The organism is Microbacterium sp. NPDC078814, assembly GCF_040702645.1.
Taxonomy (GTDB): Bacteria; Actinomycetota; Actinomycetes; order Actinomycetales; family Microbacteriaceae; genus Microbacterium.
In genome coordinates this window covers 543,522-569,018 of the sequence record NZ_JBFBLT010000002.1, presented here as the reverse complement: position 1 = coordinate 569,018, position 25,497 = coordinate 543,522, and the positions used below count along the sequence as shown (strand labels likewise).

General features: G+C 69.8%; 27 protein-coding genes and 2 tRNA genes. 14 read left to right on the top strand and 15 right to left on the bottom strand.

Features of this window, described 5'->3' with window-relative positions; all coding sequences use genetic code 11:
• Position 1: 1 nt before the first annotated feature.
• From AB0300_RS06065 to AB0300_RS06055, 3 genes are all read right to left on the bottom strand, one after another.
• Positions 2-481, bottom strand: coding sequence for a GNAT family N-acetyltransferase (locus AB0300_RS06065; RefSeq protein WP_126893252.1), 480 nt, complete (start codon positions 479-481; stop codon positions 2-4).
• Between the two features lie 11 nt (positions 482-492).
• Positions 493-2,325: a DEAD/DEAH box helicase gene (locus AB0300_RS06060; RefSeq protein WP_303709177.1), complete on the bottom strand. Its 1,833-nt coding sequence runs from the start codon at positions 2,323-2,325 to the stop codon at positions 493-495.
• A 61-nt stretch (positions 2,326-2,386) separates the two neighbouring features.
• Positions 2,387-4,087, bottom strand: coding sequence for a long-chain-fatty-acid--CoA ligase (locus AB0300_RS06055; RefSeq protein WP_366215642.1), 1,701 nt, complete (start codon positions 4,085-4,087; stop codon positions 2,387-2,389).
• Positions 4,088-4,151: 64 nt separating this feature from the next.
• Between AB0300_RS06055 and gatC the strand changes: the two genes are divergently transcribed.
• The 6 genes from gatC to AB0300_RS06025 are packed head-to-tail and all read left to right on the top strand — an operon-like array spanning position 4,152 to position 9,704.
• Positions 4,152-4,451, top strand: coding sequence for an Asp-tRNA(Asn)/Glu-tRNA(Gln) amidotransferase subunit GatC (gene gatC / locus AB0300_RS06050; protein WP_025103377.1), 300 nt, complete (start codon positions 4,152-4,154; stop codon positions 4,449-4,451).
• Positions 4,448-5,965 (top strand): Asp-tRNA(Asn)/Glu-tRNA(Gln) amidotransferase subunit GatA, encoded by a 1,518-nt coding sequence (gene gatA / locus AB0300_RS06045; RefSeq protein ID WP_025103378.1) that lies wholly within the window; start codon positions 4,448-4,450, stop codon positions 5,963-5,965. The genes gatC and gatA overlap by 4 nt, the downstream gene beginning before the upstream one ends.
• Positions 5,965-7,479: an Asp-tRNA(Asn)/Glu-tRNA(Gln) amidotransferase subunit GatB gene (gatB, locus tag AB0300_RS06040; RefSeq protein ID WP_366215641.1), complete on the top strand. Its 1,515-nt coding sequence runs from the start codon at positions 5,965-5,967 to the stop codon at positions 7,477-7,479. Before gatA ends, gatB begins: the two co-directional genes overlap by 1 nt.
• Positions 7,480-7,527: 48 nt before the next feature.
• Positions 7,528-8,784, top strand: a complete 1,257-nt coding sequence (locus AB0300_RS06035) for a DNA polymerase IV (RefSeq protein WP_126893247.1) — start codon at positions 7,528-7,530, stop codon at positions 8,782-8,784.
• Between the two features lie 37 nt (positions 8,785-8,821).
• On the top strand, positions 8,822-9,139 hold the full coding sequence (locus tag AB0300_RS06030) for a hypothetical protein (protein WP_366215640.1): 318 nt from the start codon (positions 8,822-8,824) through the stop codon (positions 9,137-9,139).
• Entirely contained in the window at positions 9,123-9,704 is a 582-nt protein-coding gene (locus AB0300_RS06025; RefSeq protein WP_062634657.1) for an aminobenzoate synthetase, read from the top strand. Before AB0300_RS06030 ends, AB0300_RS06025 begins: the two co-directional genes overlap by 17 nt.
• 6 nt (positions 9,705-9,710) lie before the next feature.
• On the opposite strand, the gene AB0300_RS06020 is transcribed toward AB0300_RS06025, so the two are convergent.
• The 6 genes from AB0300_RS06020 to orn form a co-directional block, all read right to left on the bottom strand.
• On the bottom strand, positions 9,711-10,208 hold the full coding sequence (locus AB0300_RS06020) for a DUF2017 family protein (protein WP_085607445.1): 498 nt from the start codon (positions 10,206-10,208) through the stop codon (positions 9,711-9,713).
• On the bottom strand, positions 10,205-10,504 hold the full coding sequence (gene clpS, locus AB0300_RS06015; protein WP_025103384.1) for an ATP-dependent Clp protease adapter ClpS: 300 nt from the start codon (positions 10,502-10,504) through the stop codon (positions 10,205-10,207). The genes AB0300_RS06020 and clpS overlap by 4 nt, the downstream gene beginning before the upstream one ends.
• Entirely contained in the window at positions 10,495-10,842 is a 348-nt protein-coding gene (locus tag AB0300_RS06010; protein WP_025103385.1) for a metallopeptidase family protein, read from the bottom strand. Before AB0300_RS06010 ends, clpS begins: the two co-directional genes overlap by 10 nt.
• Before the next feature lie 33 nt (positions 10,843-10,875).
• Positions 10,876-11,505: a LysE family transporter gene (locus AB0300_RS06005; RefSeq protein ID WP_085607447.1), complete on the bottom strand. Its 630-nt coding sequence runs from the start codon at positions 11,503-11,505 to the stop codon at positions 10,876-10,878.
• Positions 11,506-11,573: 68 nt separating this feature from the next.
• Positions 11,574-11,649: transfer RNA gene (locus tag AB0300_RS06000), tRNA-His, on the bottom strand.
• A gap of 36 nt (positions 11,650-11,685) precedes the next feature.
• Entirely contained in the window at positions 11,686-12,312 is a 627-nt protein-coding gene (gene orn / locus AB0300_RS05995; RefSeq protein WP_338566008.1) for an oligoribonuclease, read from the bottom strand.
• A gap of 61 nt (positions 12,313-12,373) precedes the next feature.
• On the opposite strand from orn, the gene AB0300_RS05990 reads away from it, so the two are divergent.
• Positions 12,374-12,449, top strand: a tRNA-Arg gene (locus AB0300_RS05990).
• Positions 12,450-12,475: 26 nt separating this feature from the next.
• Here AB0300_RS05990 and AB0300_RS05985 read toward each other — a convergent pair.
• Positions 12,476-12,748 (bottom strand): hypothetical protein, encoded by a 273-nt coding sequence (locus tag AB0300_RS05985; protein ID WP_025103388.1) that lies wholly within the window; start codon positions 12,746-12,748, stop codon positions 12,476-12,478.
• 206 nt (positions 12,749-12,954) lie between these two features.
• Between AB0300_RS05985 and AB0300_RS05980 the strand changes: the two genes are divergently transcribed.
• The 4 genes from AB0300_RS05980 (at position 12,955) to AB0300_RS05965 (ending at position 16,161) form a co-directional block, all read left to right on the top strand.
• Complete coding sequence (locus AB0300_RS05980) at positions 12,955-13,410, top strand: single-stranded DNA-binding protein (RefSeq protein WP_366215639.1); 456 nt, start codon at positions 12,955-12,957, stop codon at positions 13,408-13,410.
• Positions 13,411-13,419: 9 nt separating this feature from the next.
• Entirely contained in the window at positions 13,420-13,905 is a 486-nt protein-coding gene (locus AB0300_RS05975) for a hypothetical protein (protein WP_366215638.1), read from the top strand.
• Positions 13,906-13,985: 80 nt separating this feature from the next.
• Positions 13,986-15,665 carry an energy-dependent translational throttle protein EttA gene (gene ettA / locus AB0300_RS05970; protein WP_025103391.1) on the top strand — a complete coding sequence of 560 codons (1,680 nt, stop codon included), beginning with the start codon at positions 13,986-13,988 and terminating at the stop codon, positions 15,663-15,665.
• A 7-nt stretch (positions 15,666-15,672) separates the two neighbouring features.
• Positions 15,673-16,161 carry a thioesterase family protein gene (locus AB0300_RS05965; RefSeq protein WP_366215637.1) on the top strand — a complete coding sequence of 163 codons (489 nt, stop codon included), beginning with the start codon at positions 15,673-15,675 and terminating at the stop codon, positions 16,159-16,161.
• 8 nt (positions 16,162-16,169) lie between these two features.
• Here the strand turns inward: AB0300_RS05965 and AB0300_RS05960 are convergent, their stop codons facing one another.
• Entirely contained in the window at positions 16,170-17,057 is an 888-nt protein-coding gene (locus tag AB0300_RS05960) for an acyl-CoA thioesterase II (protein ID WP_025103393.1), read from the bottom strand.
• A gap of 50 nt (positions 17,058-17,107) precedes the next feature.
• Between AB0300_RS05960 and AB0300_RS05955 the strand changes: the two genes are divergently transcribed.
• Entirely contained in the window at positions 17,108-17,773 is a 666-nt protein-coding gene (locus tag AB0300_RS05955; RefSeq protein WP_136052827.1) for a hypothetical protein, read from the top strand.
• Between the two features lie 31 nt (positions 17,774-17,804).
• On the opposite strand, the gene AB0300_RS05950 is transcribed toward AB0300_RS05955, so the two are convergent.
• The 4 genes from AB0300_RS05950 to pepN form a co-directional block, all read right to left on the bottom strand.
• The gene (locus AB0300_RS05950; RefSeq protein ID WP_366215636.1) at positions 17,805-19,469 is read right to left on the bottom strand and encodes an FAD-binding dehydrogenase; all 1,665 of its coding nucleotides are present in this window, start codon (positions 19,467-19,469) and stop codon (positions 17,805-17,807) included.
• Positions 19,466-19,915, bottom strand: a complete 450-nt coding sequence (locus tag AB0300_RS05945) for a globin (RefSeq protein WP_025103396.1) — start codon at positions 19,913-19,915, stop codon at positions 19,466-19,468. The genes AB0300_RS05950 and AB0300_RS05945 overlap by 4 nt, the downstream gene beginning before the upstream one ends.
• Complete coding sequence (locus AB0300_RS05940; RefSeq protein ID WP_025103397.1) at positions 19,912-20,988, bottom strand: mechanosensitive ion channel domain-containing protein; 1,077 nt, start codon at positions 20,986-20,988, stop codon at positions 19,912-19,914. The genes AB0300_RS05945 and AB0300_RS05940 overlap by 4 nt, the downstream gene beginning before the upstream one ends.
• Before the next feature lie 81 nt (positions 20,989-21,069).
• A complete protein-coding gene (gene pepN, locus AB0300_RS05935) occupies positions 21,070-23,622 on the bottom strand; it encodes an aminopeptidase N (RefSeq protein ID WP_366215635.1) in 2,553 nt (850 codons plus the stop codon).
• Between the two features lie 170 nt (positions 23,623-23,792).
• Between pepN and AB0300_RS05930 the strand changes: the two genes are divergently transcribed.
• A complete protein-coding gene (locus AB0300_RS05930) occupies positions 23,793-24,977 on the top strand; it encodes a ferrochelatase (protein ID WP_366215634.1) in 1,185 nt (394 codons plus the stop codon).
• A gap of 33 nt (positions 24,978-25,010) precedes the next feature.
• Positions 25,011-25,496: a ribose-5-phosphate isomerase gene (locus AB0300_RS05925; protein ID WP_025103400.1), complete on the top strand. Its 486-nt coding sequence runs from the start codon at positions 25,011-25,013 to the stop codon at positions 25,494-25,496.
• Position 25,497 lies beyond the last annotated feature (1 nt).

Here is a 25,497-nt window from a genome sequence, read left to right as displayed (position 1 = left end):
ATCAGGCGTTCTCCGGCGCCGCCGTGGTGGGAGCGAGGAACTGCCGCAGCCGTGGGGAGTCCGCGAACCCCAGCTCCTGATAGAGCCCGACGGCTGCCTCGCTCGAATGCACGGTGATCCGTTCGGCGCCGACGGAGACGGCGTGGGCGCAAGCCGCGGCGACGAGACCGCGGCCCGCTCCTCGCCCGCGATGTTCGGGAAGGACGAAGACGCTCTGGATGTCCGCGGAGAGGCGGTGCGGAGCGCCCGGCCGCGGCACGCGGGGCACGAGGGCGACCCACGCTGCGCCGACGATGCGGTCGTCGTCATCGCGCCGCGCGACGAAGGCCACGTGGGTGCGGTCGTGGGCCCGCCACCAGTCGCCCAGCTCGGCGGTGAAGGCGTCGAGCGATCGACCGGCCGTCAGGTCCGCGGGCACGTCCTCCCACTTGAGCTGGGCGAGCGCGGCGAGATCCTCCCTGCCGGCGCGGTCGATGCGCATCGTCGGTCCGCTCAGGCCTTGTGGCGGGGCTTCCGGAAAGGCTTCTCCTCGCGGTCGCGGTGCGGCGGGCGCTCGTCACGGTCGCGGCGGTCGTTCCGGTCGTAGCGGGCCGGCCGGCCGCGGCCGTCGCCGTCGCGCGAGGACGAGCCCCGCCGTGCGCCGGGACCGCGGTCAGGAGCGATCTCGATCAGCCGTCCGGAGATGCGCGTATCGCGGAGCTTGTCGAGGACGGCGGGGTCGAGGTTCGCCGGGAGCTCGACGATCGAGAAGTCGGGACGGATGTTGATCGCGCCGAAGTCGTCGCGGCCCAGACCGCCCTCGTTCGCGAGCGCGCCCACGATCTGCCGCGGCTCGACGCGGTGCCGCCGACCCACCTCGATGCGGTACGGGGTGTAGTCGCCCCGGCTGCGACGCTCCCGGGGTTCCCGGGGCTCCCGCGTCTGCCGCTCGCGCTGCGGGCGGTTGTCGGCGGCGACCGCCTGCGACAGGGCGTCGTCTGCGGGGTCGAGGAGCAGCGGCGTGGAGCCCTGGGCGACCACGGCGAGAGCGGCCGCGACGTCGCCCTCCGGCACGTCATGATGCCGGACGTAGTGGGCGATGATGTCGCGGAACGCGTCGATGCGCGACGTCTCCGACAGTGCGGTCGTGATGGCGTCGTCGAAGCGGGCGAGCCGCGTCGTGTTCACGTCCTCGGTGCTCGGCAGCTGCATCTGCGTAGGCTGCTGCCGGGTCGCCTTCTCGATGTGCTTGAGCAGGTAGCGCTCGCGCGGGGTGATGAAGCTGATCGCGTCGCCCGTCCGCCCGGCCCGCCCGGTCCGTCCGATGCGGTGCACGTACGACTCGGTGTCGGTGGGGATGTCGAAGTTGACGACGTGACTGATGCGCTCGACGTCGAGTCCGCGGGCGGCGACGTCCGTCGCGACGAGGATGTCGAGCTTCCCGTCCTTGAGCTGATTGACGCTGCGCTCGCGCTGCACCTGCGGCACGTCACCGTTGATCGCGGCGGCGGAGTACCCGCGGGCGCGGAGCTTCTCGGCCAGGGTCTCGGTCTCGTTCTTCGTGCGGACGAAGACGATCATCCCGTCGAAGTTCTCCACTTCGAGGATGCGGGTCAGCGCGTCCACCTTCTGCGCATACGAGACGACGAGGTAGCGCTGGGTGATGTTCGTGTTGGTCGCGGTCTTGGACTTGACCGTGATCTCCTCCGGGTCGCGGAGGTACTGCTGCGCGAGGCGGCGGATCTGCGCGGGCATCGTGGCGGAGAACAGGGCGACCTGCTTCTCCTCGGGGGTCTGAGCGAGGATCTGCTCGACGTCCTCCGCGAAGCCCATCTTCAGCATCTCGTCCGCCTCGTCCAGCACGAGGTACTGGAGCTCGGAGAGGTCGAGGGTGCCCTTGGCCAGGTGGTCCATGATGCGGCCGGGGGTGCCGACCACGACGTGCACGCCGCGGCGGAGGGCGGACAGCTGCACACCGTATCCCTGACCGCCGTAGACGGGCAGCACGTGCACGCCCTTCATGCGGGAGGCGTAGGACTCGAACGCCTCGCAGACCTGCAGCGCGAGCTCACGGGTCGGGGCGAGGACGAGGGCCTGCGGCGTCTTCTGCGCGACGTCGAGCCGCTCCAGCACGGGCAGGGCGAAGGCGGCGGTCTTGCCGGTTCCGGTCTGCGCCATGCCGACGACATCGCGGCCGGCGAGGAGGGTGGGGATGGTCGCGGCCTGGATGGGCGACGGGGTCTCGTAGCCGAGATCCTTGATGGCCTTGAGGACCGGCCCGGTGATGCCGAGGTCCTCGAATCCGGGGGTGGCAGGGGACTCGTCGGGGGCGTCGGCGGGGGTCACTTCTTCAGGGGTCACTTCCCAAGGGTAGCGCGCCCGGCCCCCCTCTTCCTGTGGGGCCGGCTCAGACCCCCGACGTGAGGGCGAGCAGCTTCTCCTTCACCTGCCGGCGGAGCACCTTCCCGATCAGCGACTTCGGCAGCTCGTCGACGACGAAGACGCGGCGCGGCACCTTGTACGGGGTGAGGATGCTCCGCGCGTACTCACGGATCGCCTCCACGTCCACATCGGCTCCGGGGTCGACGACGATCGCCGCGACGACCTCCTCGCCCGAGTGGTCGCTGGGCAGTCCGACGACCGCGGCGTCCGCCACCGACGGATGCTGGCGCAGCGCGTTCTCCACCTCGGTCGGGGCGACGTTGAAGCCGCCGGTGATGATGAGCTCCTTGATGCGGTCGACGATGCGGACGAAGCCGGCGTCATCGATCGTGACGATGTCGCCGGTCCGGTACCAGCCGTCGACGAACACGGCCTCGGTCTCCTCGGGCTTGCCGTAGTACCCGGAGAAGACCTGAGGACCCCGCACGATGAGCTCCCCGGCGGAGCCCTCCGGAACATCCTCGGTGGGATTCTCCGGATCGACGACGCGGCACTCCGTGCCCGGGAGAGGGAGTCCTACGGTGCCGGGAACCCGGTTGTCGGCGACCGGGTTCGCCATGAGGACGGGCGAGCACTCGCTCAGCCCGTAGCCCTCGACGAGGTAGCCGTGCGTTGCGGCCTCGAACGGCACGACGAGCTCGTGCGGCAGGGCCATGGCCCCGGAGATCGCGACCTCGATGCCGTCGAGGGACACACCCTTGGCGTTCGCGGTGGCGAGAAGCCGGTCGGCGATGGGCGGGACGAGCGGGAGGAACGTCGCCGGATGCTTCTTGACGACGTCGAGCACGAGGTCCGGGTCGAACTTCGGGAACAGCACCAGACGCGCGCCCATCGACATCGCGAAGGTGAGGCAGAGTGTCAGCCCGTACGCATGGAACATCGGCAGCACGGCGTACACGACGCAGCCCTTGCCGCGCTGGATCGACGGCACCCAGGCTCGGGACTGGGCGGCATTGGCGAGCAGGTTGCGGTGAGTGAGGGCGGCGCCCTTCGGTGTGCCGGTCGTGCCGGACGTGTACTGGATGATCGCCAGGTCGTCGGTGTCGGGCTGAGGATGTGAGGCGGGGATCGGGGTGCTGGCCACCACCGACTCCCACAGCACGGTGCCGCGGACGCGCTCGGTCAGCGCCGCCCTCGACTCTCTCGCCTTCGCGACCGGCAGCCGGAGGGCGAAGCGGGTGAGGGCCGGCATCGCTCGCGTCACGTCGACCGAGATGAGAGTCGAGACGGCGAGGTCACTCGGGAACTCCTGCACCGTCGCGACGACCTTGTTCCAGACGATCGCGTGCTTGGCGCCGTGGTCCTCGAACTGCTTGCGCAGCTCGCGAGGGGTGTAGAGCGGGTTGTGCTCGACCACGACCGCACCGAGACGCAGCACGGCATAGAACGCGACGATGTGCTGCGGGCAGTTCGGCAGGACGATCGCGACGGGATCGCCCGCACGGACGCCGAGATCACGGAGCCCCGCCGCGGCGCGATGGATCGCCTCCTGCAGCTGCGCGTAGGTCGTCTCCCTGCCGAAGAACTGTAGGGCGGGGGCATCGGGATAGTCCCGCGCCGACGCGGCGACGATGTCCACGAGGGAGCCGCTGACGGGGGCGAGGTCCTCCGGAACGCCGTCGGCGTAGCTGGCGATCCACGGGCGAGGGGGCTGGAACGTGCTCACGCGCCCAGCTTAGGCGGGCCGCGCCGCGCCGAGCGGCGGGCGGCTCGCCAACTAGACTGGGGGCGTGTCTGAAATCACCCCTGATCTTGTGCGCCATCTCGGCGTGCTCGCGCGCATCCAGCTGAACGACGACGAGGTGACGCGGCTCACGGGCCAGCTCGACGCCATCGTCGACAACATCGCCAAGGTGTCCGAGGTCGCGACCGCCGATGTCGCCGCGACGAGCCACCCGATCCCGCTGAGCAACGTGTTCCGCCCCGACGTGGTCGGCGAGACGCTCACGCACGAGCAGGTGCTGCAGAACGCCCCGGATCAGGCCGACGGCCGGTTCCGCGTCACCGCGATCCTGGGAGAAGAGCAGTGAGCGACATCATCCGGCTGACCGCGGCGGAGCTCGCCGACAAGCTCGCGACGCGGGAGGTTTCCAGCGTCGAGGCCACGCAGGCGCACCTCGACCGCATCGCCCAGGTCGACGGCGATGTCCATGCGTTCCTGCACGTCAACGAGCACGCGCTCGACGCGGCGGCCGAGATCGACGCCCGCCGCGCCGCGGGGGAGGACCTCGGGCCGATCGCCGGTGTCCCGCTCGCGATCAAGGACGTGCTCGTCACGACGGATCAGCCGACCACGAGCGGCTCGCGGATTCTCGAGGGGTACCGCTCGCCGTACGACGCGACGGTCGTGGCCCGCTCCCGTGCCGCCGGACTCATCCCACTCGGCAAGACGAACATGGACGAGTTCGCGATGGGCTCCTCGACGGAGCACTCCGCCTACGGCCCGACCCGCAACCCCTGGGACCTCGACCGGATCCCCGGCGGCTCGGGTGGAGGCTCCGCCGCGGCCGTCGCCGCCTTCGAGGCCCCGCTCGCCCTCGGCTCCGACACCGGCGGATCGATCCGTCAGCCGGCGCACGTGACCGGCACGGTCGGCGTGAAGCCGACCTACGGCGGCGTCAGCCGCTACGGCGCGATCGCACTGGCGTCGAGCCTCGACCAGGTCGGCCCGGTCACCCGCACGGTGCTCGATGCCGGTCTGCTGCACGACGCGATCGGCGGGCACGACCCGAAGGACTCCACGTCGCTCGACGAGCAGTGGCCGTCCTTCGCGGCGGCCGCACGCGAGGGTGCGCGCGGGGACGGCCTCAAGGGCCTCCGTGTCGGCGTCATCCGCGAGCTTCCCGACAGCGGCTTCCAGCCGGGGGTTGCGGCCTCCTTCCGCAGCGCCCTGGCCCTGCTGGAAGCGCAGGGTGCGGAGATCGTCGAGATCGGTGCACCGCACTTCGAGTACGGCGTCGCCGCCTACTACCTGATCCTCCCGGCCGAGGCCTCGAGCAACCTGGCCAAGTTCGACTCGGTCCGCTTCGGTCTCCGGGTCACCCCGGCGGGCAACCCCACGGTGGAGGACGTGATGTCCGCCACGCGCGACGCCGGTTTCGGCGACGAGGTCAAGCGCCGCATCATCCTCGGCACCTACGCGCTGTCGGCGGGATACTACGACGCGTACTACGGCAGCGCGCAGAAGGTCCGCACGCTGATCCAGCAGGACTTCGCCGCGGCCTTCGCCGATGTCGACGTCATCGCCACGCCGTCGGCCCCGACCACGGCCTTCAAGCTCGGCGAGAAGATCGACGACCCGCTGCAGATGTACCTGAACGACATCACGACGATCCCGGCGAACCTCGCCGGCGTCCCCGGCATCTCGATCCCCAGCGGTCTCTCGGACGACGACGGGCTGCCCGTCGGCATCCAGTTCCTCGCGCCGGCGCGGGAGGACGCCCGCCTCTACCGGGTGGGTGCCGCCCTCGAGACGCTGCTCGTGGATTCCTGGGGCGCGCCGCTGCTGTCCCGTGCCCCCCAGCTGGAAGGAGGCGCGCGCTGATGGCCGCCGCCACGCTCATGGACTTCGACAAGGCGCTCGAGCTGTTCGAGCCCGTCCTCGGTTTCGAGGTGCACGTCGAGCTCAACACGAACACGAAGATGTTCTCCGACGCTCCCAACCCCGCGAACGAGGCGTACCACGCGGCGGAGCCGAACACGCTGATCGCCCCGGTCGACCTGGGACTGCCCGGTGCGCTGCCGGTCGTTAACGAGACGGCCATCCGCTCGTCGATCAGCCTCGGCCTCGCGCTCGGCTGCTCGATCGCGGAGTCCAGCCGGTTCGCCCGGAAGAACTACTTCTACCCGGACCTGGGCAAGAACTACCAGATCTCCCAGTACGACGAGCCGATCGCCTTCGAGGGGTCGGTCGAGGTGGAGCTCGAGGACGGCACCATGGTGACGATCCCGATCGAGCGCGCGCACATGGAGGAGGACGCCGGCAAGCTCACGCACATGGGCGGCTCGACCGGCCGGATCCAGGGCGCCGAGTACTCGCTCGTCGACTACAACCGCGCCGGCGTCCCGCTCGTCGAGATCGTGACGAAGACGATCTTCGGCACCGATCACCGGGCTCCCGAGGTCGCCAAGGCGTACGTCGCCGCGATCCGCGACATAGTCCGCGGACTCGGCATCTCCGAGGCTCGGCTGGAGCGCGGCAACCTGCGGTGCGACGCCAACGTCTCGCTCCGTCGTCGGGGTGAGGAGAAGCTCGGCACGCGCACGGAGACGAAGAACGTCAACTCCATGCGATCCGTGGAGCGCGCGGTGCGGTACGAGATCCAGCGTCAGGCGCAGATCCTCGCCGACGGCGGCACCATCATCCAGGAGACCCGGCACTGGCACGAGGACACCGGGACCACCTCTCCCGGACGTCCGAAGTCGGACGCCGACGACTACCGGTATTTCCCCGAGCCGGATCTGCTTCCGGTGCAGCCGCCGCGCGAGCTGATCGAGGAGCTGCGCGCCGCCCTGCCCGAGCAGCCCGTCGCCCGTCGGCGCCGACTCATGAACGAGTGGGGCTTCACCCCGCTGGAGTTCCAGGACGTGCGCAACGGCGGTCTGCTCGATGTCGTCGAGGCCACGATCGCCGCCGGGGCCACGCCGGCCGCGGCACGGAAGTGGTGGACGGGGGAGATCACCCGCCTCGCCAATGCGCAGGAGAAGGACGCGGTCGACCTCGTCAGCCCGGAGAACGTCGCGGCGCTGCAGCAGCTCGTCGACGCCGGGACGCTGACCGACAAGCTCGCACGCCAGGTGCTGGAGGGCGTGATCGCCGGTGAGGGCACGCCGCAGGAGGTCGTCGACGCACGCGGTCTCGCCGTGGTCTCGGACGACGGTGCGCTCATCGCGGCGATCGACGAGGCTCTCGCCGCACAGCCCGATGTGATGGCCAAGATCCAGGACGGCAAGGTCCAGGCCGCGGGTGCCATCATCGGTGCGGTCATGAAGGCCATGAAGGGCCAGGCCGACGCCGCCCGCGTCCGCGAACTCATCCTCGAGCGCGCCGCGCAGTGATTCTCGCCCCTGGGCCTCCATGTCGGAGGCCCAGGGGACAATGGATTCATGGGACACGGTGATGGCAGAGGCCGCATGGTGTCCTCGGCCGATGCCGACGACTCCGGTACGCGCATCCTCCACGTCGACATGGACGCGTTCTATGCGGCCGTCGAAGTGCTGGACGACCCGAGTCTCCGCGGACTGCCGCTGATCATCGGGGCTCCGGATGGCCGCTCCGTGGTCTCCAGCGCCTCCTACGAGGCACGGCGCTACGGCGTGCGCTCCGCGATGCCCGTGTCGCAGGCCGTGCGGCTGTGCCCGACGGCACGGATCGTCCCGCCGCACTTCCACCGGTACCAAGAGGTCTCGCGGCAGGTGATGGCGATCTTCGAGTCGTTCACGCCGCTCGTGGAGCCGCTGTCGGTGGACGAGGCGTTCCTCGACGTACAGGGTGTGCGCCGGCTCTGGGGGAGCCCCGCCCGGATCGCGGCCCAGATTCGTGAGCGCGTCCTCGCCGAGGTCGGCATCACGTGCAGCGTGGGCGTGGCCGCGACCAAGCATGTGGCGAAGATGGCGTCGACGATGGCCAAGCCGGACGGGATGCTCGTGGTCGCGGAACACGACACTCTCGCCTTCCTCGCGCCGCGCCCCGTGCGAGCGCTGTGGGGCGTGGGGCCGAAGGCGGCGGAGGCCCTGGAGGCCCGCGGCCTCCGCACGATCGGCGACCTCCGCACCGCATCGCCCGAGATGCTGGACCGCGCCGTGGGGCCGGCGCTGAGCGCGAGGCTCGCGCAGCTGGCGCGGGGGGAGGACGCGCGTGCGGTCGACACGGAGCGCGTGGAGAAGAGCATCGGACACGAGGAGACCTTCGACCACGACGTCGCGGATCGTGCCTTCCTCCGCGCGGAGCTGCTGCGGCTGGCCGATCGCGTGGGCGCGCGCCTGCGCCGGGCCGGGTGGGAGACCTCCACGGTCGCGATCAAGATCCGCTTCGACGACTTCCGGACCGTCACCCGCTCCCAGACGTTGCCGGAGCCGACCGCGGTCGGCCAGCGCATCGGCGAGGCGGCCCAGAGCCTGTTCGCGCTCATCGAGCGCAGTGATCCGGTCCGCCTCGTGGGCGTCCGGGCGGAGAACCTCCGGCCGGCGGGAGGTGGCGCGCTGGCGCTGTGGGACGAGGACGAGGACTGGCGCAAGGTCGAAGGGGCCGTCGACGAGGCCATGGCGCGGTTCGGTTCGGCGACGATCAGCAGGGCGCGCCACATCGGACGCGGTGAAGGACGGGGCGCCGCGCGGCATCCGAAGGACCACGGCGTCGATTGACCGCGCGCCGCAGGCCGCCGTCGGCTACCGTGGGAACATGCCGAACATTGCACTGGAACTCGGGAATCAGGTCGCGTCCTTCGGCGTGAAGAGCGCGTACGGAGAACCGCAGGAGATCGATGGCGTCACCGTCACTCCGGTGACGTTCACCTACGCGGGCTTCGGCGGAGCCAGCGGGGACGGCGGAGAAGGCGGCGGAGGTGGCGGCGTCTCGGTGCCGGTGGGCGTCTACGTCCGGCGCGAGGAGGGCCTGCGCTTCGAGCCGAACATCGTGACGCTCCTCGTCGTGGCCGTGCCCTTCGTCTGGGTCGCCGGTCGGGCCCTCACGCGCATCATCCGTGCCCTCAAGAAGTGACGATGCGGTCGCAGCGGCGCTCTCGCACGCGGCGACGCTGATCGCGGAAGACGTCCGCGCACTCGCGGCCTCCAACCCCGTCGTGCTGATCGACGGGGGGAGCGGCGCAGGCAAGACCTCTCTGGCCGCGCGCGTGGCGCGAGCCTGGCCGGTCACCGGACGCGTGCAGGTCATCGCGTTGGACTCCCTCTATCCCGGCTGGGACGGCCTCGACGACGGGGCGGAGCGCGCGCTCGAGGGCATCCTCCGTCCCCACGGACGCGGGCTTCTCGGGGCGTGGCGTCGCTGGGACTGGGAGCACGGCGAGGAGGCGGAGACCCACGCCGTCGATCCGGCCCTCGGCGTCATCGTCGAGGGCAGCGGGATCCTGCGACCCTCGACGGCACGCCTGGCCGACATCCGGATCTGGGTGGAGTCCGGCGAGTCATCGCGGAAGGCCCGTGCGCTGGCGCGGGATGGCGACACCTACCGCCCGCACTGGGACCGGTGGGCGGCGCAGGAGCGCCGTCACCTCGAGCGAGACCGTCCGAGGGAACTCGCCACCCGCGTGATCGAGGTCCCGTGATTCCGCTCAGCGGAGGAAGTGGGCGTCGCTCTCGTCCACGGCTTCGATGAGCAGCTCGAGACGGTATCCCAGCCAGTCGTAGACGGCCTGGCCGTCACCGCCGACGTCGGGTTCGTCGTCGGTGATGCCGAGCCGCGTGGCGATGACGAGCCGGATGGCGGTGAGGGTGCGGAGCCACGCGTCCACGTCCTCACGGCGTACGACGACGTCGCGGGGAACGCGGGCGCCCTCATCGGTCACCTCGGCGTCGGGGTCGAACACCTGCAGCGCCGTGCGCATGACCCGCGCGTCGTGCAGCCGTCGGTCCAGGAGGTCCGCGCGGGTGGCCGAGGCGAACGCCGCCGCGGCGTCGTCGTCGTCCGGATAGGCGGTCGGCGTCAACCGGGCCACGCCCGGGTCGTCGCCTTCGGAATCCCGGAGCAGGTCCATGAAGTCATCGACGAGCCGGGCCAGGTGCATGCCCTCGATCGTGGCGACCGAGACGGTGATCGGTGGGGTGTTCATGCGGCCTTCCTGACGGTGGCCCAGAGCCCGTAGTCGTGCATCGCCTGTGCGTGCACCTCCATGGTCTCGCGGGGTCCGGTGGCGACGATCGCGTGTCCGTCGTGGTGGACGGCGAGCATGAGGCGGGTGGCATGCTCGCGGGTGTAGCCGAAGTAGGTGCGGAAGACGCGGACGACGTAGCTCATCAGATTCACCGGATCGTTCCACACGACGACCTCCCAGGGCTCCAGGGGCGCAGCGGAGAGATCGGTGGCTTCATCGATCTCGGGAAGAGCAGTCGACACGGTCAGGCCCATCCGAGCTCGTGCAGGTGGGCGTCGTCGATGCCATGGAAGTGCGCGATCTCGTGGACGAGGGTGGTGTGGATCTCGTCGCGGAGTTCGTCGATGTCCTCACACTGCGCGAGGTGCGGTTCCCGGTAGACGATGATGCGATCGGGCAGCTCACCCATCCCGTACTGCGTGCGCTCCGGCAACGCGAGGCCGTCGTACAGGCCGAGCAGATCGAGGCTGCCGTCCTCGGGACGATCCTCCACCACGAAGACGACGTTCTCGAGCTGCTCGACCATCTCGTCGGGCAGCTGGTCGAGTTCGTCGATCACGAGGGCCTCGAAGGCCGCGGCGTCCATGTCCATCCCCTCCAGCCTACGGGGACGACGACGGGTTCCTCAGTGCAGGAGGACGAGCAGCGCCGCGACGCCGATGAAGAGGCTTCCGAACACGGTGTTGAGGATCCGCTGGCCGTGCGGAGAGCGGGTGAGGCGCCGGAAGGGGCGTGCGGCCGTGGCGAAGAATCCCCACATGACGAGCACGTCGACGACCACGACGGTCGCGACGAGGGCCAGGTACTGGGGGAGCGGAGGCTGGTCCAGCCGGATGAACTGCGGGATGAAGGCGAGGAAGAAGACGATCGCCTTGGGATTCAGCAGGTTGACCCAGAAGCCTCGGCGCATCATCGACCAGTGGCTCTCCCGGGCATCCACCGGATCCGGCGCGTCATCGAGCGCCGGAGCGGGGCGGGTCAGGATCAAACGGATGCCGAGGTACACCAGGTAGGCGGCGCCGGCGTATCGGATGAGGTTGAACAGGACGTCCGAGCGCGAGACGAGGAGCCCGACGCCGGCAGCCACGATCACGACATGCACGATGAGCGCGATCTGCTGGCCGATGATTCCCCAGATCGAGCGCTTCCAGCCCTGCGTGAGGGAGTTGGACATCGTGTTGATCGCGCCGGCCCCCGGCGTGAAGCTGATCACCACGGATGCGGTGAGAAGAGAGAACCAGACCGCCAGTGACACCAAGACAGTCTAGGGCCCGCGTGAGAGGCGAAGAGGCTCGGACCGAACCGGTCCGAGCCTCTTCGAGCTGGGGTGAGTAACGGGGCTTGAACCCGCGACCTCCTGGACCACAACCAGGCGCTCTACCAACTGAGCTATACCCACCATGCGCCCGTCGAAACAGGCAACCCCACGAGTCTATTACATGTTCGGGGCGAACTCCGACACCGTGCGCGCGGCGATCTCCTTGGCGTCGTCGCTGGAAGGGCCCGGCTCGTCCACGAAGACGGCCTCCCGGTAGTAGCGGAGCTCGCGGATCGACTCCAGGATGTCGGCCAGCGCGCGGTGGCCCCCGTCCTTCGCCGGAGCCTGGAAGAACACGCGGGGGTACCAGCGGCGGGAGAGCTCCTTGATGCTGGAGACATCGACGTTGCGGTAGTGGAGCCACTGGTCGACCTGAGGCATGTACTTCGCGAGGAACATCCGGTCGGTGCCGATCGTGTTGCCGGCGAGAGGGGCGCGGCGCTCGAGGGGGACGAAGCGGCGGATGTACGCCAGCGTCTGCTCCTCCGCCTCCTCGAGGGTGACTCCGTGCGGGATCTCGTCGATGAGCCCCGAGGTCTCGTGCATGGCGGTGACGAAGTCGTTCATGTTCGCGAGCGCGTCCGTGCTCGGACGGATGACGACCTGGAATCCGGGGTCGAGCGGACGGAGCTCGAAGTCGGTGACCACCACCGCGATCTCGACGAGCTCGTCGACGGCGAGATCGAGCCCCGTCATCTCGCAGTCGATCCAGACGAGGCGGTCGTTCTCCGAAGCAGTCACCATGTCGCCATCCTATCGACGGCCCCGACATCGACCCGCGGGGCGCGGTACGGTAGAGACGTCCGCCTCCGTAGCTCAGGGGATAGAGCAGGAGCCTTCTAATCTCTTGGTCGCAGGTTCGAATCCTGCCGGGGGCGCCACTGATCGCCCGTCAGATCGACGGGTCTCAGCAGTGCCGCAGCGCGTCGACCGCGTCGTCTGCGCGCCAGAACTCGCCGATCAGCCGGAAGCCGCCCGTCGCCAGATGGAGCCGCTCCGCGCGGTAGCGGACGCCGAGGGGATCGGCCACCGCGCGGAGGTGACCGAGGACATGCTCGCGGCTGTCCTGGACACGCCACAGGTGATCGGCGGCACGGACGAGGTGCTCTCGACGGGACGCGAGCGGCGGGGCTGCAAGCGGGACTCCGGGAGCGGGGGTCGAGGTGGTGGTGGCGGTCATGGTCTCTCCTTCCATGGTTCGAACATACGACCGGCCACCGACATTCGTCCGGGTGTCGATATCCGGCGGTGACCGGGCCTCTTCTGCACGGATCCTCTCCGCTGTCGACCTTCCACAGAACGCGCGATCGCGCCCTCGCGCACCCGTCGGCGCGGTGCACGCTGGAGGTCATCCGGCCGCCGAGCCGGCACCGAGAGGACGAACACATGATCGACACCGTGACCATCGTGGGCAGAGTCGCGACGGACCCCACCCCCGGGCGGACGAGCGCCGGAGTGCCCGTCACGAACTTCCGGCTGGCGAGCACGCACCGGCGCTTCGACCCGGCGAGCGGGACCTGGGTGGATGCGGGGACCAACTGGTTCTCGATCGCCGCCTTCCGACGGCTTGCGGAGCACGCGCGGGCATCGCTGCGAGTGGGCGACAGCGTCATCGTCTCCGGGCGACTCCGGGTGCGCCCGTGGGAGAGCAACGGCAAGCAGGGGACGAGCGTCGACATCGACGCGGACACCATCGGACACGATCTGCGGTGGGGGACCACGGCATATCGGCCGAGCTCCCGGCCGTCATCCGGGGAGGCGGGGGAGAGCGCTGATCTCTCGACGGTGGATGACGAGGCGCGCGACGCGTGGGATCAGCCTGTGAAGACCGAGGCGGCCTAGACTCTGCTCGTGCTCCGATCGGTCCTCCCGTCCCGCGCTGCGGCGCTCGTGCTCGTCATCGGTGTCTCGGCAGCTGTCCTCGCCGGATGCGCACCGGAGCCCACGGCGACGCCGACTCCCACGGCGACGGCCACCGCTGATCCGACGCCGTCCGCCGCTCCTGCCCTGGTGCCGGACGGGAGCGCCGAGGACAACCTCCCTGTGTTCACGGCAGTGGCGGAGCAGGTCTGGGGGACGGAGCAACGCGGGGAGGGGCGCGCGTACGTCGACGGTCTCGTCGCGGCGGGATTCGATCGGGAGGCCATGCAGCTCACGCCGGACCAGTCCACCGTCGGGAACCCGGCGGAGAGCATCCAGTTCTCGGTCCGCTGGGGCGAGGAGGAGTGCCTGATCGGACAGGTCGGTCCCTCCACCGGTGCCGTCGTGACCACGGTCATGCCCCAGCTCGCCGGCGGGCGGTGCCTGGTGGGCGCGACGCGGCCGATCGACTGGTGACTCGCGTACACAGATAAGCCCACTCGCGGCCGGTAGGCTGGAGTGTCGATCTTCGACGCCAACAGAAGGAGCGGTTTTCGGTGGCTGAGTACATCTACTCCATGGTTCGTGCCCGCAAGGCGGTGGGTGAGAAGCTCATCCTGGACGACGTCACGATGGCGTTCCTGCCGGGCGCGAAGATCGGCATGGTCGGCCCCAACGGCGCCGGAAAGTCGACGATCCTCAAGATCATGGCCGGGCTCGACACCCCGTCCAACGGTGAGGCCAAGCTCTCGCCGGGGTACTCCGTCGGCATCCTCATGCAGGAGCCGGAGCTCGACGAGTCGAAGACGGTCCTCGAGAACATCCAGGACGGCATCGCCATCAAGGCCAAGGTCGACCGGTTCAACGAGATCTCCGCGCTGATGGCCGATCCGGACGCCGACTTCGACGCGCTCCTCGCGGAGATGGGGACGCTGCAGGAGGAGATCGACGCGGCGGACGGCTGGGACCTCGATTCCCAGCTCGAGCAGGCGATGGACGCCCTCCGCACCCCGCCCGGCGACGCGGCCATCGCTCCGCTCTCCGGTGGTGAGAAGCGCCGTGTGGCGCTGGCCAAGCTGCTGCTGCAGAAGCCCGACCTGCTGCTCCTCGACGAGCCCACCAACCACCTCGACGCGGAGAGCGTGCTCTGGCTCGAGCAGCACCTCCAGTCGTACAAGGGCGCCGTGATCGCCATCACCCACGACCGGTACTTCCTCGACCACGTGGCCGAGTGGATCGCCGAGGTCGACCGCGGACGCCTCATCGGCTACGAGGGCAACTACTCGACGTACTTGGAGAAGAAGGCGGAGCGCCTCGACATCCAGGGCAAGAAGGATGCCAAGCTCGCCAAGCGCCTGAAGGACGAGCTCGACTGGGTCCGCTCCAGCGCGAAGGGCCGTCAGACGAAGTCGAAGGCGCGTCTGGCACGGTACGAGGAGATGGCGGCCGAGGCGGAGCGCACCAGGAAGCTGGACTTCGAGGAGATCCAGATCCCCGCCGGTCCTCGACTCGGCAACGTCGTCATCGAGGCCAAGAACCTCAAGAAGGGCTTCGACGGCCGCTCGCTCATCGACGGCCTGAGCTTCAGCCTTCCGCCGAACGGCATCGTCGGCGTCATCGGCCCGAACGGCGTCGGAAAGACGACCCTGTTCAAGACCATCGTCGGGCTGGAGCCGCTGGACGGCGGCGACCTCAAGATCGGCGAGACCGTCAAGATCAGCTACGTCGACCAGTCGCGGTCGTCGATCGACCCGAACAAGACCCTGTGGGAGGTCGTCTCCGACGGCCTGGACTTCATCACGGTGGGCAAGACCGAGATCCCGTCCCGTGCCTACGTTTCGAAGTTCGGGTTCAAGGGCCCGGACCAGCAGAAGAAGGCCGGCGTGCTCTCCGGTGGTGAGCGCAACCGTCTGAACCTCGCGCTCACCCTCAAGGAGGGTGGCAACCTGCTCCTCCTCGACGAGCCGACCAACGACCTCGACGTCGAGACGCTGAGCTCCCTGGAGAACGCGCTGCTCGAGTTCCCCGGCTGTGCGGTGGTCATCACCCACGACCGGTGGTTCCTCGACCGGATCGCGACGCACATCCTCGCCTACGAGGGCACGGACGAGAAGCCCGACCAGTGGTACTGGTTCGAGGGCAACTTCGAGGCCTACGAGCAGAACAAGATCGAGCGTCTCGGCCCGGATGCGGCGAAGCCCCACCGGTCGACGCACCGCAAGCTCACCCGCGACTGAGGCGGCCATGAGCACCGACTCGCCGGGTTCCCGCCTGCACATCCCGATCCACCTCCGTTGGGGCGATCTGGATGCGTTCAACCACGTCAACAACACCTCGATGCTCAAGCTGCTCGAGGAGGCGCGCGTCCGCGCGTTCTGGCGTGCGGGACCCGGCGAGGAGGCGCCGTCCACCGCCGTCCTCGACTCCGGGATCGAGGAGGGGATCCTGACGCTCATCGCGCGGCAGGAGATCGAGTACCTCGCTCCGGTTCCGTACCAGCGGCGCCCGCTCGAGGTGCAGATGTGGTTCGGGAAGCTCGGCGGGTCCAGCGTCGAGGTCTGCTACGAGGTACACAACGACCCCGCGGCCGAGCCGCGTGAGCTCTATGCGCGATCCACCGCGATCATCGTGCTCGTCGACGCGGGCAGGGGACGGCCGACACGCCTGACGGCGGAGATGCGCGAGGCGTGGGAGCCGTACGTCGGTCCCTCCATCGAGTACGCACACCGCTGAGCGCAGCGTCAGCGATCCTCGGGAACCCGGATCATGATCTCCTGAGCGACGCTCGCCACGAGCGTGCCCTCTCGGGTGTACACGCGCCCCGTGGCCAGGCCGCGACCGCCGCGGGCGCTCGGCGACTCCTGCACATAGAGGAGCCACTCGTCCACGCGCGCCGGACGGTGCCACCACATCGCGTGGTCCAGGCTCGCGACCTTCAGGCCGGGAAGTGACCAGGAGACCCCGTGAGCGCGCAGGATCGACTCCTGGATCGTCATGTCGCTGAGGTAGGCCAGCGCGGCACGATGCAGCCGCTGGTCGTCGGGGAGCGGGGCGCGCAGTCGCATCCACACCGCCTGCCGGGGGACCCGTTCGTCATCGTTCGGCAGATAGAGGGGGGAGTCGACGTGGCGGATGTCGGCCGCACGCTCGCTCAGCATGCGTCGCGCGCCTCCGGCGAGTCCGGGCACACGGTCCTCATCGGGGGCGAGGTCTTCCGGGACGGGCACACCGGCGGGCATGGGCTCGGCGTGCTCCACCCCGGGGTCGGCATCCTGGAACGAGGCGATCATCGAGAAGATCGGCACGCCGTTCTGGTACGCCTGGGTGCGGCGGGTGGAGAACGAACGTCCGTCGTGGATCCGGTCGACGGCGATGGTGATCCCCTGGCTCGCATCGCCGGGACGGAGGAAGTAGCCGTGCATCGAGTGGACGGCGCGGTCCTCCGGAAGCGTGCGCTCCGCGGCCACGAGGGTCTGCGCGAGCACCTGTCCGCCGTAGATGCGGCCGCTCGGCATCGGGTGCGACGAGCCCGTGAAGATGTCCTCGGTGGTCCGCGCCTGGGTGGCGTCGAGGTCGAGGACGTCGAGAAGACGCTCCACGGTCTGGATGGCGTGCTCGTCGGCGCTCATGTGTTCCCCTCCGCGGCCCGGGGTCGCCGCTCGTTGGTAGTTTAGAACGCGTGACCCCTCAGCTCCTGCTCGCCGATCCGGACACGGCGAAGGATGTCCTCACGTTCACGGGCCGCGCGGCCCGGGTGTCCGACGAGGGTGTGCGTCTCCAGGCTCATCAGGGCGTCCTGGCGCTCACCACGGCGGTCCTCGCGCCTCAGGGGCTCTTCGATCAGACGCCGACGATCCTTGCCATGCGCATCGTCCGTGCCGACCCGGAACTCGAGTGCGACCTCGTGATCGACGCCCTGAGGTCGACGGACGACCCGCAGCGCCTCGCTCTGCCGGAGACCGCTCTCTCGCCCGCGTGGGCCGGTGTCGCGCCCCCACGACAGGGGTGGGCGCTGGAGTCGACCCTTCCCGCCTCCGTCATCGCGCAGCGCGCGCAGTGGGGCATCTCCGCGGTCGCGCACGGCGCGGGACCGGGATCCGGCGAAGAGGCGGTGCGTGCGCTCCGCGCGGCGATCTGGGGCGAGCCGGACGACGACCTCGGCGGCCTGCCGCGCGGCGTCGCTTTCGCGGCCGACGCGCTCGGCTTCATCTCCGGCGAAGAGGACGTGCCCGTGACGCGTTCCGGTCGTTGGACGCGGCTCGCGTTCCGCCGCGGCCACGTGCTCGCCCGCGGTCCCGTGGCCTCCGGGCTGACCGGCGTGCGAGCCACCGGCACCCGCGCCTGACGGGACCACGGGACCGGCGGGCAGCTCCGGATCAGCCGAGGGCAGCCGCTGCGCGTCCGGCCTGACGGCCGGAGAACAGGCACCCGCCGAGGAACGTGCCCTCCAGGGCTCGGTAGCCGTGCGCGCCACCGCCGCCGAAGCCGCTGGCCTCGCCCGCGGCGAAGAGACCCGGAATCGGCGCGCCGCTTCCTTCCAGGGCGCGACCGTCGAGATCCGTGTTGATCCCCCCGAGGGACTTCCTGGTGAGCACGTGAAGCTTGACCGCGATCAGCGGCCCGGCGGCGGGGTCCTGGAGCCGATGCGGGGCCGCGGTGCGGATGAGCTTGTCCCCGCGATAGGCCCGCATCGAGCGCAGCATGCCGATCTGCGGGTCCTTGCTGAAGTCGTTGGCCATCTCCCGGTCCCGGGCGACCACCTCGCGGCGCACGGCCTCGATGTCCAGGAGCTCGCCCCCGGGGTGGGCCGCCATCTGCTCCAGCAAGGACTCCAGGTCGTTCTCGACGATGAAGTCCTCGCCCTCGTCGAGGAACGACTGCACGGGTCCGGTCGGCCCTTTCGCGAGGCGGGACTTGAGGAGCAGGGCCACGTCCTTGCCGGTGAGATCCGGGTTCTGCTCGCTGCCGGACAGCGCGAACTCCTTCTCCACGATCTGCCGCGAGGTCACGAACCAGGAGTGGTCGTGGCCCGTCCGCCGCAGGTGCTCGAGCGTGCCGAGGGTGTCGAAGCCGGGGAAGAGCGGAACGGGGAGCCGGTGTCCGGTCGCGTCGAGCCACAGCGACGAAGGCCCGGGCAGGATGCGGATGCCGTGCTGCGGCCACACCGGGTCCCAGTTGGTGATGCCTTCCACGTAGTGCCACATCCGGTCGCCGTTGATGAGGCGGGCGCCGGCGGCGGCGCTCACGCTCTGCATCGAGCCGTCGACATAGGCGGGCACGCCGGAGAGCATGTGCGCCGGGGGAGTGCCGAGGCGCGAGGGCCAGGCCGCGCGGACGAGGTCATGGTTTCCGCCGATGCCACCGGAGGCCACGATCGTCGCCGTCGCGTCGATCTCGAACGCGCCGATCACGTCTCGGGACGAGGGGACGCCCCGGGCGGCACCGTCCGACGCCAGCACGCTCCCGCGGGCACCGGTCACGCGCCCGCCGGTGAGGACGAGTTCCTCGACGCGGTGTCGGGCGAGGACGGTGAGCCGTCCCTCGCGCTCTCCCTGCTCGACGGCGGCCGCGAACGGGGCGACGATCCCCGGCCCGGTGCCCCAGGTGATGTGGAAGCGAGGGACCGAGTTCCCCGGACCGAGGGCGCCGTAGCCGCCCCGCTCGGCCCAGCCGACCACCGGGAAGAAGCCGACGCCGCGGGCGCGGAGCCACGAGCGCTTCTCACCGGCCGCGAACTGCAGATAGGCCTCTGCCCAGCGCCGGGGCCACTCGTCCTCGGGGCGGTCGAATCCGGCGGTGCCGAACCAGTCCTGGGTCGCGAGCTCGAGCGAGTCGGTGATGCCGAGGCGGCGCTGTTCCGGAGAATCCACGAGGAACAGCCCGCCGAAGGACCACCACGCCTGCCCGCCCAGGTTCGTCCGCGGTTCCTGGTCCACGATGACGACCCGACGTCCGGCCTCGAGGGCTTCCGCGGCGGCGACGAGACCGGCCAACCCCCAACCGATCACCAGGACGTCTGCGGTCGGGGGTGTGGTCGTCATGGGGTCTCCGTTGATTCCTGACGGGAGCGGGTCTCCAGGGTCGTGCGCCCCTGGGGTGCCGTGCCGATGCCGGACGGCTCGAATGTGTTCACCATGGCATAGGCGGCGCGCTCCAGGTAGTCCCAGAGAGTGGTTTCGTGCAACGGGGACAACTGCGCCTCGTCCACGGCCGTGCGCATATGACGAAGCCAACGATCGCGGGCGTCGGGGTCGACCCGGAAGGGCATGTGACGCATCCGCAGGCGGGGATGGCCGCGGGTCTCGCCGTAGGTGCTCGGGCCGCCCCAGTACTGCTCGAGGAACAGGAGCAGGCGCTCCTCGGCCGGACCGAGGTCCTCCTCCGGGTACATCGGCTTGAGCACGGGGTCGAGGGCCACCTCGCGATAGAACACCGAGACGATCTTCGCGAACGTCTCGCGCCCACCGACCTCGTCGTAGAACGTCACTTGTCTGCACTCCCGTCGCCGCCGGTGTTCTTCTTGCGCCGCCAGATGCCGCGATCCGGGATGACGGGCACCCCGGTGACGGCGTTGGGGCGCGTCTTCGGCGGGTTGGCGCCCCGGACGCGGCGCGCACCCTCCAATCCGGTGGGCACGACGTCCGCGAGACGTGGCACGTCGATCTCCTTCTCCAGCAGAGCGGCTCGAAGGCGACGTCGGAGCTCCTGCGCCACGTCGTCTCGCGCGTTCGCTCTGGTCTTGATGACGGCGCGCACCACGAGGGCGTCGCCGTCCACCGACTCCAGGCCCCACAGCTCCGGCTTCTCCACGATGCGGGTGCGCCACTTCGGGTCCTTCGCCAGGCCCTGCGCCGTCTCCAGCAGGATGTGCTCGACCTGTTCGAGGTCGGAATCGGGTGCCACACCGATGTCGACGATCGCGCGCGCCCAGCCCTGCGACATGTTCCCGATCCGGGTCACTTCGCCGTTGCGCACGTACCAGAGGGTCCCGTTCACGTCCCGCACCTGGGTCACGCGCACACTGACGTACTCGACGACGCCGCTCGCCAGCCCGAGGTCGACGACGTCGCCGATGCCGATCTGGTCCTCGGCGACGAGGAAGATGCCGTTCAGCACGTCTTTGACGATGTTCTGGGCACCGAAACCGAGGCCGGCACCGACCGCCGCCGTGAGAAGGGTGAGCGATCCGAGGAGAGCATTGTCGATCGCGTTGACGATGAGGATGATCGCGATGATCACGAGCATCACGTTGACGATGTTCTGCAGGATGGTGCCGAGTGTGCGTGTGCGCTGGACCAGTCGCATGTCGGCCAGCGGGGAGCGTTCGAGTGCCTGGGTGTCGTCGACGGCGGCCTTGTTCTTGGCGGTGTCGACGATGCGGTGCACGACCCGCCTGATCACCCGGCGCAGTACGAGCGCGATGAGGACGCAGGCGCCGATGATCAGGGCGATCTGCAGGAGCTTGCCGCCGACCGTGGTCAGCAGCGTGAGCATGTCCTCCACCCATGGGGGGAGCTCGGTCGGCGTCGGCGTGGGGGTCGTCTCAGCGGAAATCAGCATCGTCTCGATGGTACCGAGAGGGCCTCTGCGCCGGCTGGAAGAGCGGCGGCAGAGGCCCGTGTCGGTGTCGGCGGTGGAGGGTCAGTCCTCGGCGTCGCGGGACTGCGCGGCGAGGGCGCGCTCCACGTCCGCGAGGTTCTCCAGCACGAGACGGCGCAGAGCGGGCGGCGCGTCCTGGTGCTCGGAGAGCCAGCCCCGCGTCGCGTCGCGCAGCGCGACGTCGGCGAGAGCGGTGGGAAAGAGTCCGACGATCAGGTACTGCGCGATCTGGTAGGTCCGCGACTCCCACACCGGCAGGAGCATGTCGAAGTACTGCGGCACGAAGGCGCCCAGCACCTCCGCACCCGCCGGGTGGACGAAGCCGAGCGCCGCCGAGCGGACAATGGTGTTCGGGGCGTCGTCGCGCGCGATCAGCGCATCCCAGGCCTCCTGCTTCGCGGCCGCGTCCGGAAGAGCGGCGCGCGCCTGCGCGGCGAACTCCGCACCCTTCGCGGTGTTGTCGGCGGCGAGCGCGGCGTCGATGGCCCCGGCGTCGGTCGCACCGATCGTCGCGAGGCCGACGAGCAGCTGCCAGCTCAGGTCGGCGTCCACGTCGAGCCCGGGGAGAGTCTCCTCACCCGAGCGCAGACGCCCGACGATGCCGGCGTGCTCCGGCGTCACCAGGTTGTTCGCGAAGGCGGTGACGAACTGGAGCTGGCTGTCGCTGCCGGCCTCCGCCGACTCGGCGAGTGCCCAGAGGCCATCCGCCACCTTCAGCCGTGCCGCTTCGCGCTCCGCCGGAACGACGTACAGGGTCGCGGCCGTGCGCAGCTGGGCGAGGGTGGTGCGGACCGTGGTGGACTCGGTCTCCCGGCCGATGTTGCCGAGAACGAGGTCGATGTAGTCGGACGCCGCCGTCTCCGCGTCGCGGGTCTGGTCCCAGGCTGCTCCCCAGACGAGCGAGCGGGCGAGGGGATCGTGGATGTCGGCGAGGTGGGCGATCGCGGTCGCGAGCGACTTCTCGTCGAGACGGATCTTCGCGTACGCGAGGTCGTCGTCGTTGAGGAGGATGAGGTCGGGACGGTCGAGGCCCTGGAGCTCGGGGACCTCGGTGCGGTCGCCGTCCACGTCGACCTCGATGTGATGGGTGCGCGTGAGCGCGCCGTCCTGCAGCGAGTAGAAGCCGATGCCGAGACGGTGCGGACGGATGGTCGGGTAGTCGGCCGGAGCCGTCTGGGTGATGGCGAAGCGCGAGATCCTGCCGTTGTCGTCCTCGGCCACGACGGGCTCGAGGGTGTTCACACCGGCCGTCTCCAGCCACTTCTTCGACCAGGTGCCGAGATCGCGGCCGCTCGTGGCCTCCAGCTCCGTCAGGAGGTCGCTGAGCTCGGTGTTGCCCCAGGAGTGCTTCTGGAAGTACTGCGAGACACCGGCGAAGAACGCCTCGACGCCGACCCACGCGGCGAGCTGCTTGAGGACCGAGCCGCCCTTGGCGTAGGTGATGCCGTCGAAGTTGACCTGCACGTCCTCGAGGTCGTTGATCTCGGCGACGATCGGGTGCGTGGAGGGGAGCTGGTCCTGGCGGTAGGCCCAGGTCTTCTCCATCGCGTTGAAGGTGGTCCAGGCCTCGGTCCACTCGGTCGCCTCGGCCGTTGCGATGGTGGACGCCCACTCCGCGAACGACTCGTTGAGCCAGAGGTCGTTCCACCACTTCATGGTGACGAGATCGCCGAACCACATGTGGGCGAGCTCGTGCAGGATCGTCACGACGCGACGCTCCTTGACGGCGTCGGTCACCTTGCTGCGGAAGACATACGTCTCGGTGAACGTCACCGCTCCCGCGTTCTCCATCGCGCCGGCGTTGAACTCGGGCACGAAGAGCTGGTCGTACTTGGCGAACGGGTACGGCACGCCGAACTTCGACTCGAAGTAGGCGAAGCCCTCACGGGTCTTGTCGAAGATGTAGTCGGCGTCCAGGTGCTGCCAGAGGCTCTTGCGTCCGTAGACGCCGAGCGGGATCACGCGGCCCGAGGCGCTGGTGAGCTCCGAGAAGGTGGCCTCGTACGGTCCGGCGACGAGGGCCGTGATGTAGGAGGAGATCCGGGGCGTGGGCTCGAAGCCCCAGGTGGCCGAGACCCCGTCGTCGTGGACGATGGGCTCCGGGGTGGGGGAGTTGGAGACGACCTTCCACTCCGCGGGGGCGGTCACCGTGAACTGGAAGGTGGCCTTGAGGTCGGGCTGCTCGAAGACGGCGAACACGCGACGGGAGTCGGGCACCTCGAACTGCGAGTAGAGGTACACCTCGCCGTCCACCGGGTCGATGAAGCGGTGCAGGCCCTCGCCGGTGTTGGTGTACAGGCAGTCGGCGTCGACGACGAGGACGTTCTCCTCCTGCAGCCCGGCGAGTGCGATCCGGGAGTCGGCGAAGACCTCGCGCGGGTCGAGCTGCTCTCCGTTGAGCGAGATCTCGCGCACGTCGCGGGCGATGAGGTCGATGAAGGTGAAGCTGTCGGGGGACGCGGAGAAGCGCACGACGCTCCGGGAGCCGAAGACCTCGGCGCCCTTGGTCAGATCGAGGGCGACCTCATAGGAGTGCGTGTCGACGACGTCGCGGCGCTCCTGCGCTTCGATTCGGGTGAGGTTCTCTCCAGGCAAAGCTGTACTCCCAGGGGTGAGGGGATGTAACCGGGGGTCGGCGCAGTTGGCGCCGACGGCAACCATGACAGCCTACGCCAGAGCGACGCGCGCGCCGTCGATCCTCACGAACCGGGGATAGTCACGGTCGTGCGGACGCTCGTCGTCCGCGGAGATGGGAAGATGGAGGGGTGACCGCGATCGAGCCGAATGTCGTTCCCTTTGCCTCGCCCGCCGCTGCCGGCGGCGACCCCTATGCGACCACGCCCGTCGCCTACGACGCCATCCTCTTGGCGAGCTTCGGCGGCCCGGAGGGCCAGGAGGACGTGATCCCCTTCCTCCGGAACGTGACGCGTGGTCGGGGCATCCCGGACGAGCGGCTGGAGGAGGTCGCGCACCACTACCGTCACTTCGGCGGCGTGAGCCCGATCAACGGCCAGAACCGCGTGCTCAAGGAGGCGCTGGAGAAGGCGCTCGTGGCCCGGGGGATCGACCTCCCGGTGTACTGGGGCAACCGCAACTGGGGTCCGTACCTCGAGGACGTGCTCCCCGAGGCGTCGGCCAACGGCCACACCACCCTCCTCGCCTTCGCAACGAGCGCCTACAGTTCGTTCTCCAGTTGCCGCCAGTACCGCGAGGACTTCGCCCGCGTGCTCACCGACACCGGCCTCGGCGAGACGGTCACCATCGACAAGATCCGTCCCTTCTACGACCACCCCGGCTTCGTCGAGGCCTTCGAGGCGGGCGTGCGGGAGTCGGTGCAGGGCTACCTCGACCAGGGGTTCGCGCCGACCGAGATCCAGGTCCTCTTCTCCACGCACAGCATCCCGACCGCCGACGCCGAGCGCTCCGGCGCCCGCGACATCGACTGGGGCGAGGGCGGGGCCTACGCCGCCCAGCACCTCGCCGTGTCGGAATGGACGATGGAGCAGGTGCGGGCCGCCGTCCCGGGAGCCGCCGACGTGCCCTGGGAGCTGGTCTACCAGTCGCGTTCCGGCCCCGCGTCGCAGCCCTGGCTGGAGCCCGACGTCTGCGACGTGATCGCGGAGCTCCCGGCGCGCGGTCGCAAGGCGGTCATCGTGGTCCCCGTCGGCTTCATGAGCGATCACATGGAGGTCCTCTGGGATCTCGACACCGAGGCCGCCGAGGCCGCGGAGGAGGCGGGCCTCGCCTTCGTCCGCACGCCGACGCCCGGTGTCCGCGAGGCTTTCGTCGAGGGCATCGTCGACCTCATCGAGGAGCGCCTGCAGGGTCGCCCGAACGCGGAGCGTCCGCACGTCACCGATCTGCCCGGCGCGTTCGACGTCTGCCGTCCCGGGTGCTGCGAGAACGTGCGCGCGGGGTTCAAGCCCGCGGCTGCCGGCATCGCCCCCTGAGTCGCGGGCAGAGCGGATCCTAGGATGGAGACCATGCGCATCCACATCGCCACCGATCACGCCGGACTCGAGTTCTCGACCCAGCTGCAGGAGCATCTCCGCGCCGCGGGGCACGAGGTGATCGACCACGGTCCGGTGGAGTACGACGCGCTCGACGACTACCCGGCCTTCTGCATCCGGGCGGCGCAGGCCGTCGTCGTCGATCAGGCGACAGGGGTGCCGGCGCTCGGGGTCGTCTTCGGGGGCTCGGGCAACGGCGAGCAGATCGCCGCGAACAAGGTCGCCGGGGTCCGCGCAGCGCTCGTCTGGAACCTCTCCACGGCCGAGCTCGCGCGGGAGCACAACGACGCGAACGTCATCTCCATCGGAGCTCGTCAGCACACCTACGACGAGGTCACGGCGTTCATCGACCGGTTCATCGCCACGCCGTTCTCCGGCGACGAGCGGCACGTCCGGCGCATCGGACAGATCGCCGACTTCGAGCGCGACGGCTCGCTCCTCCCGGACCCCCGAGCCTGAC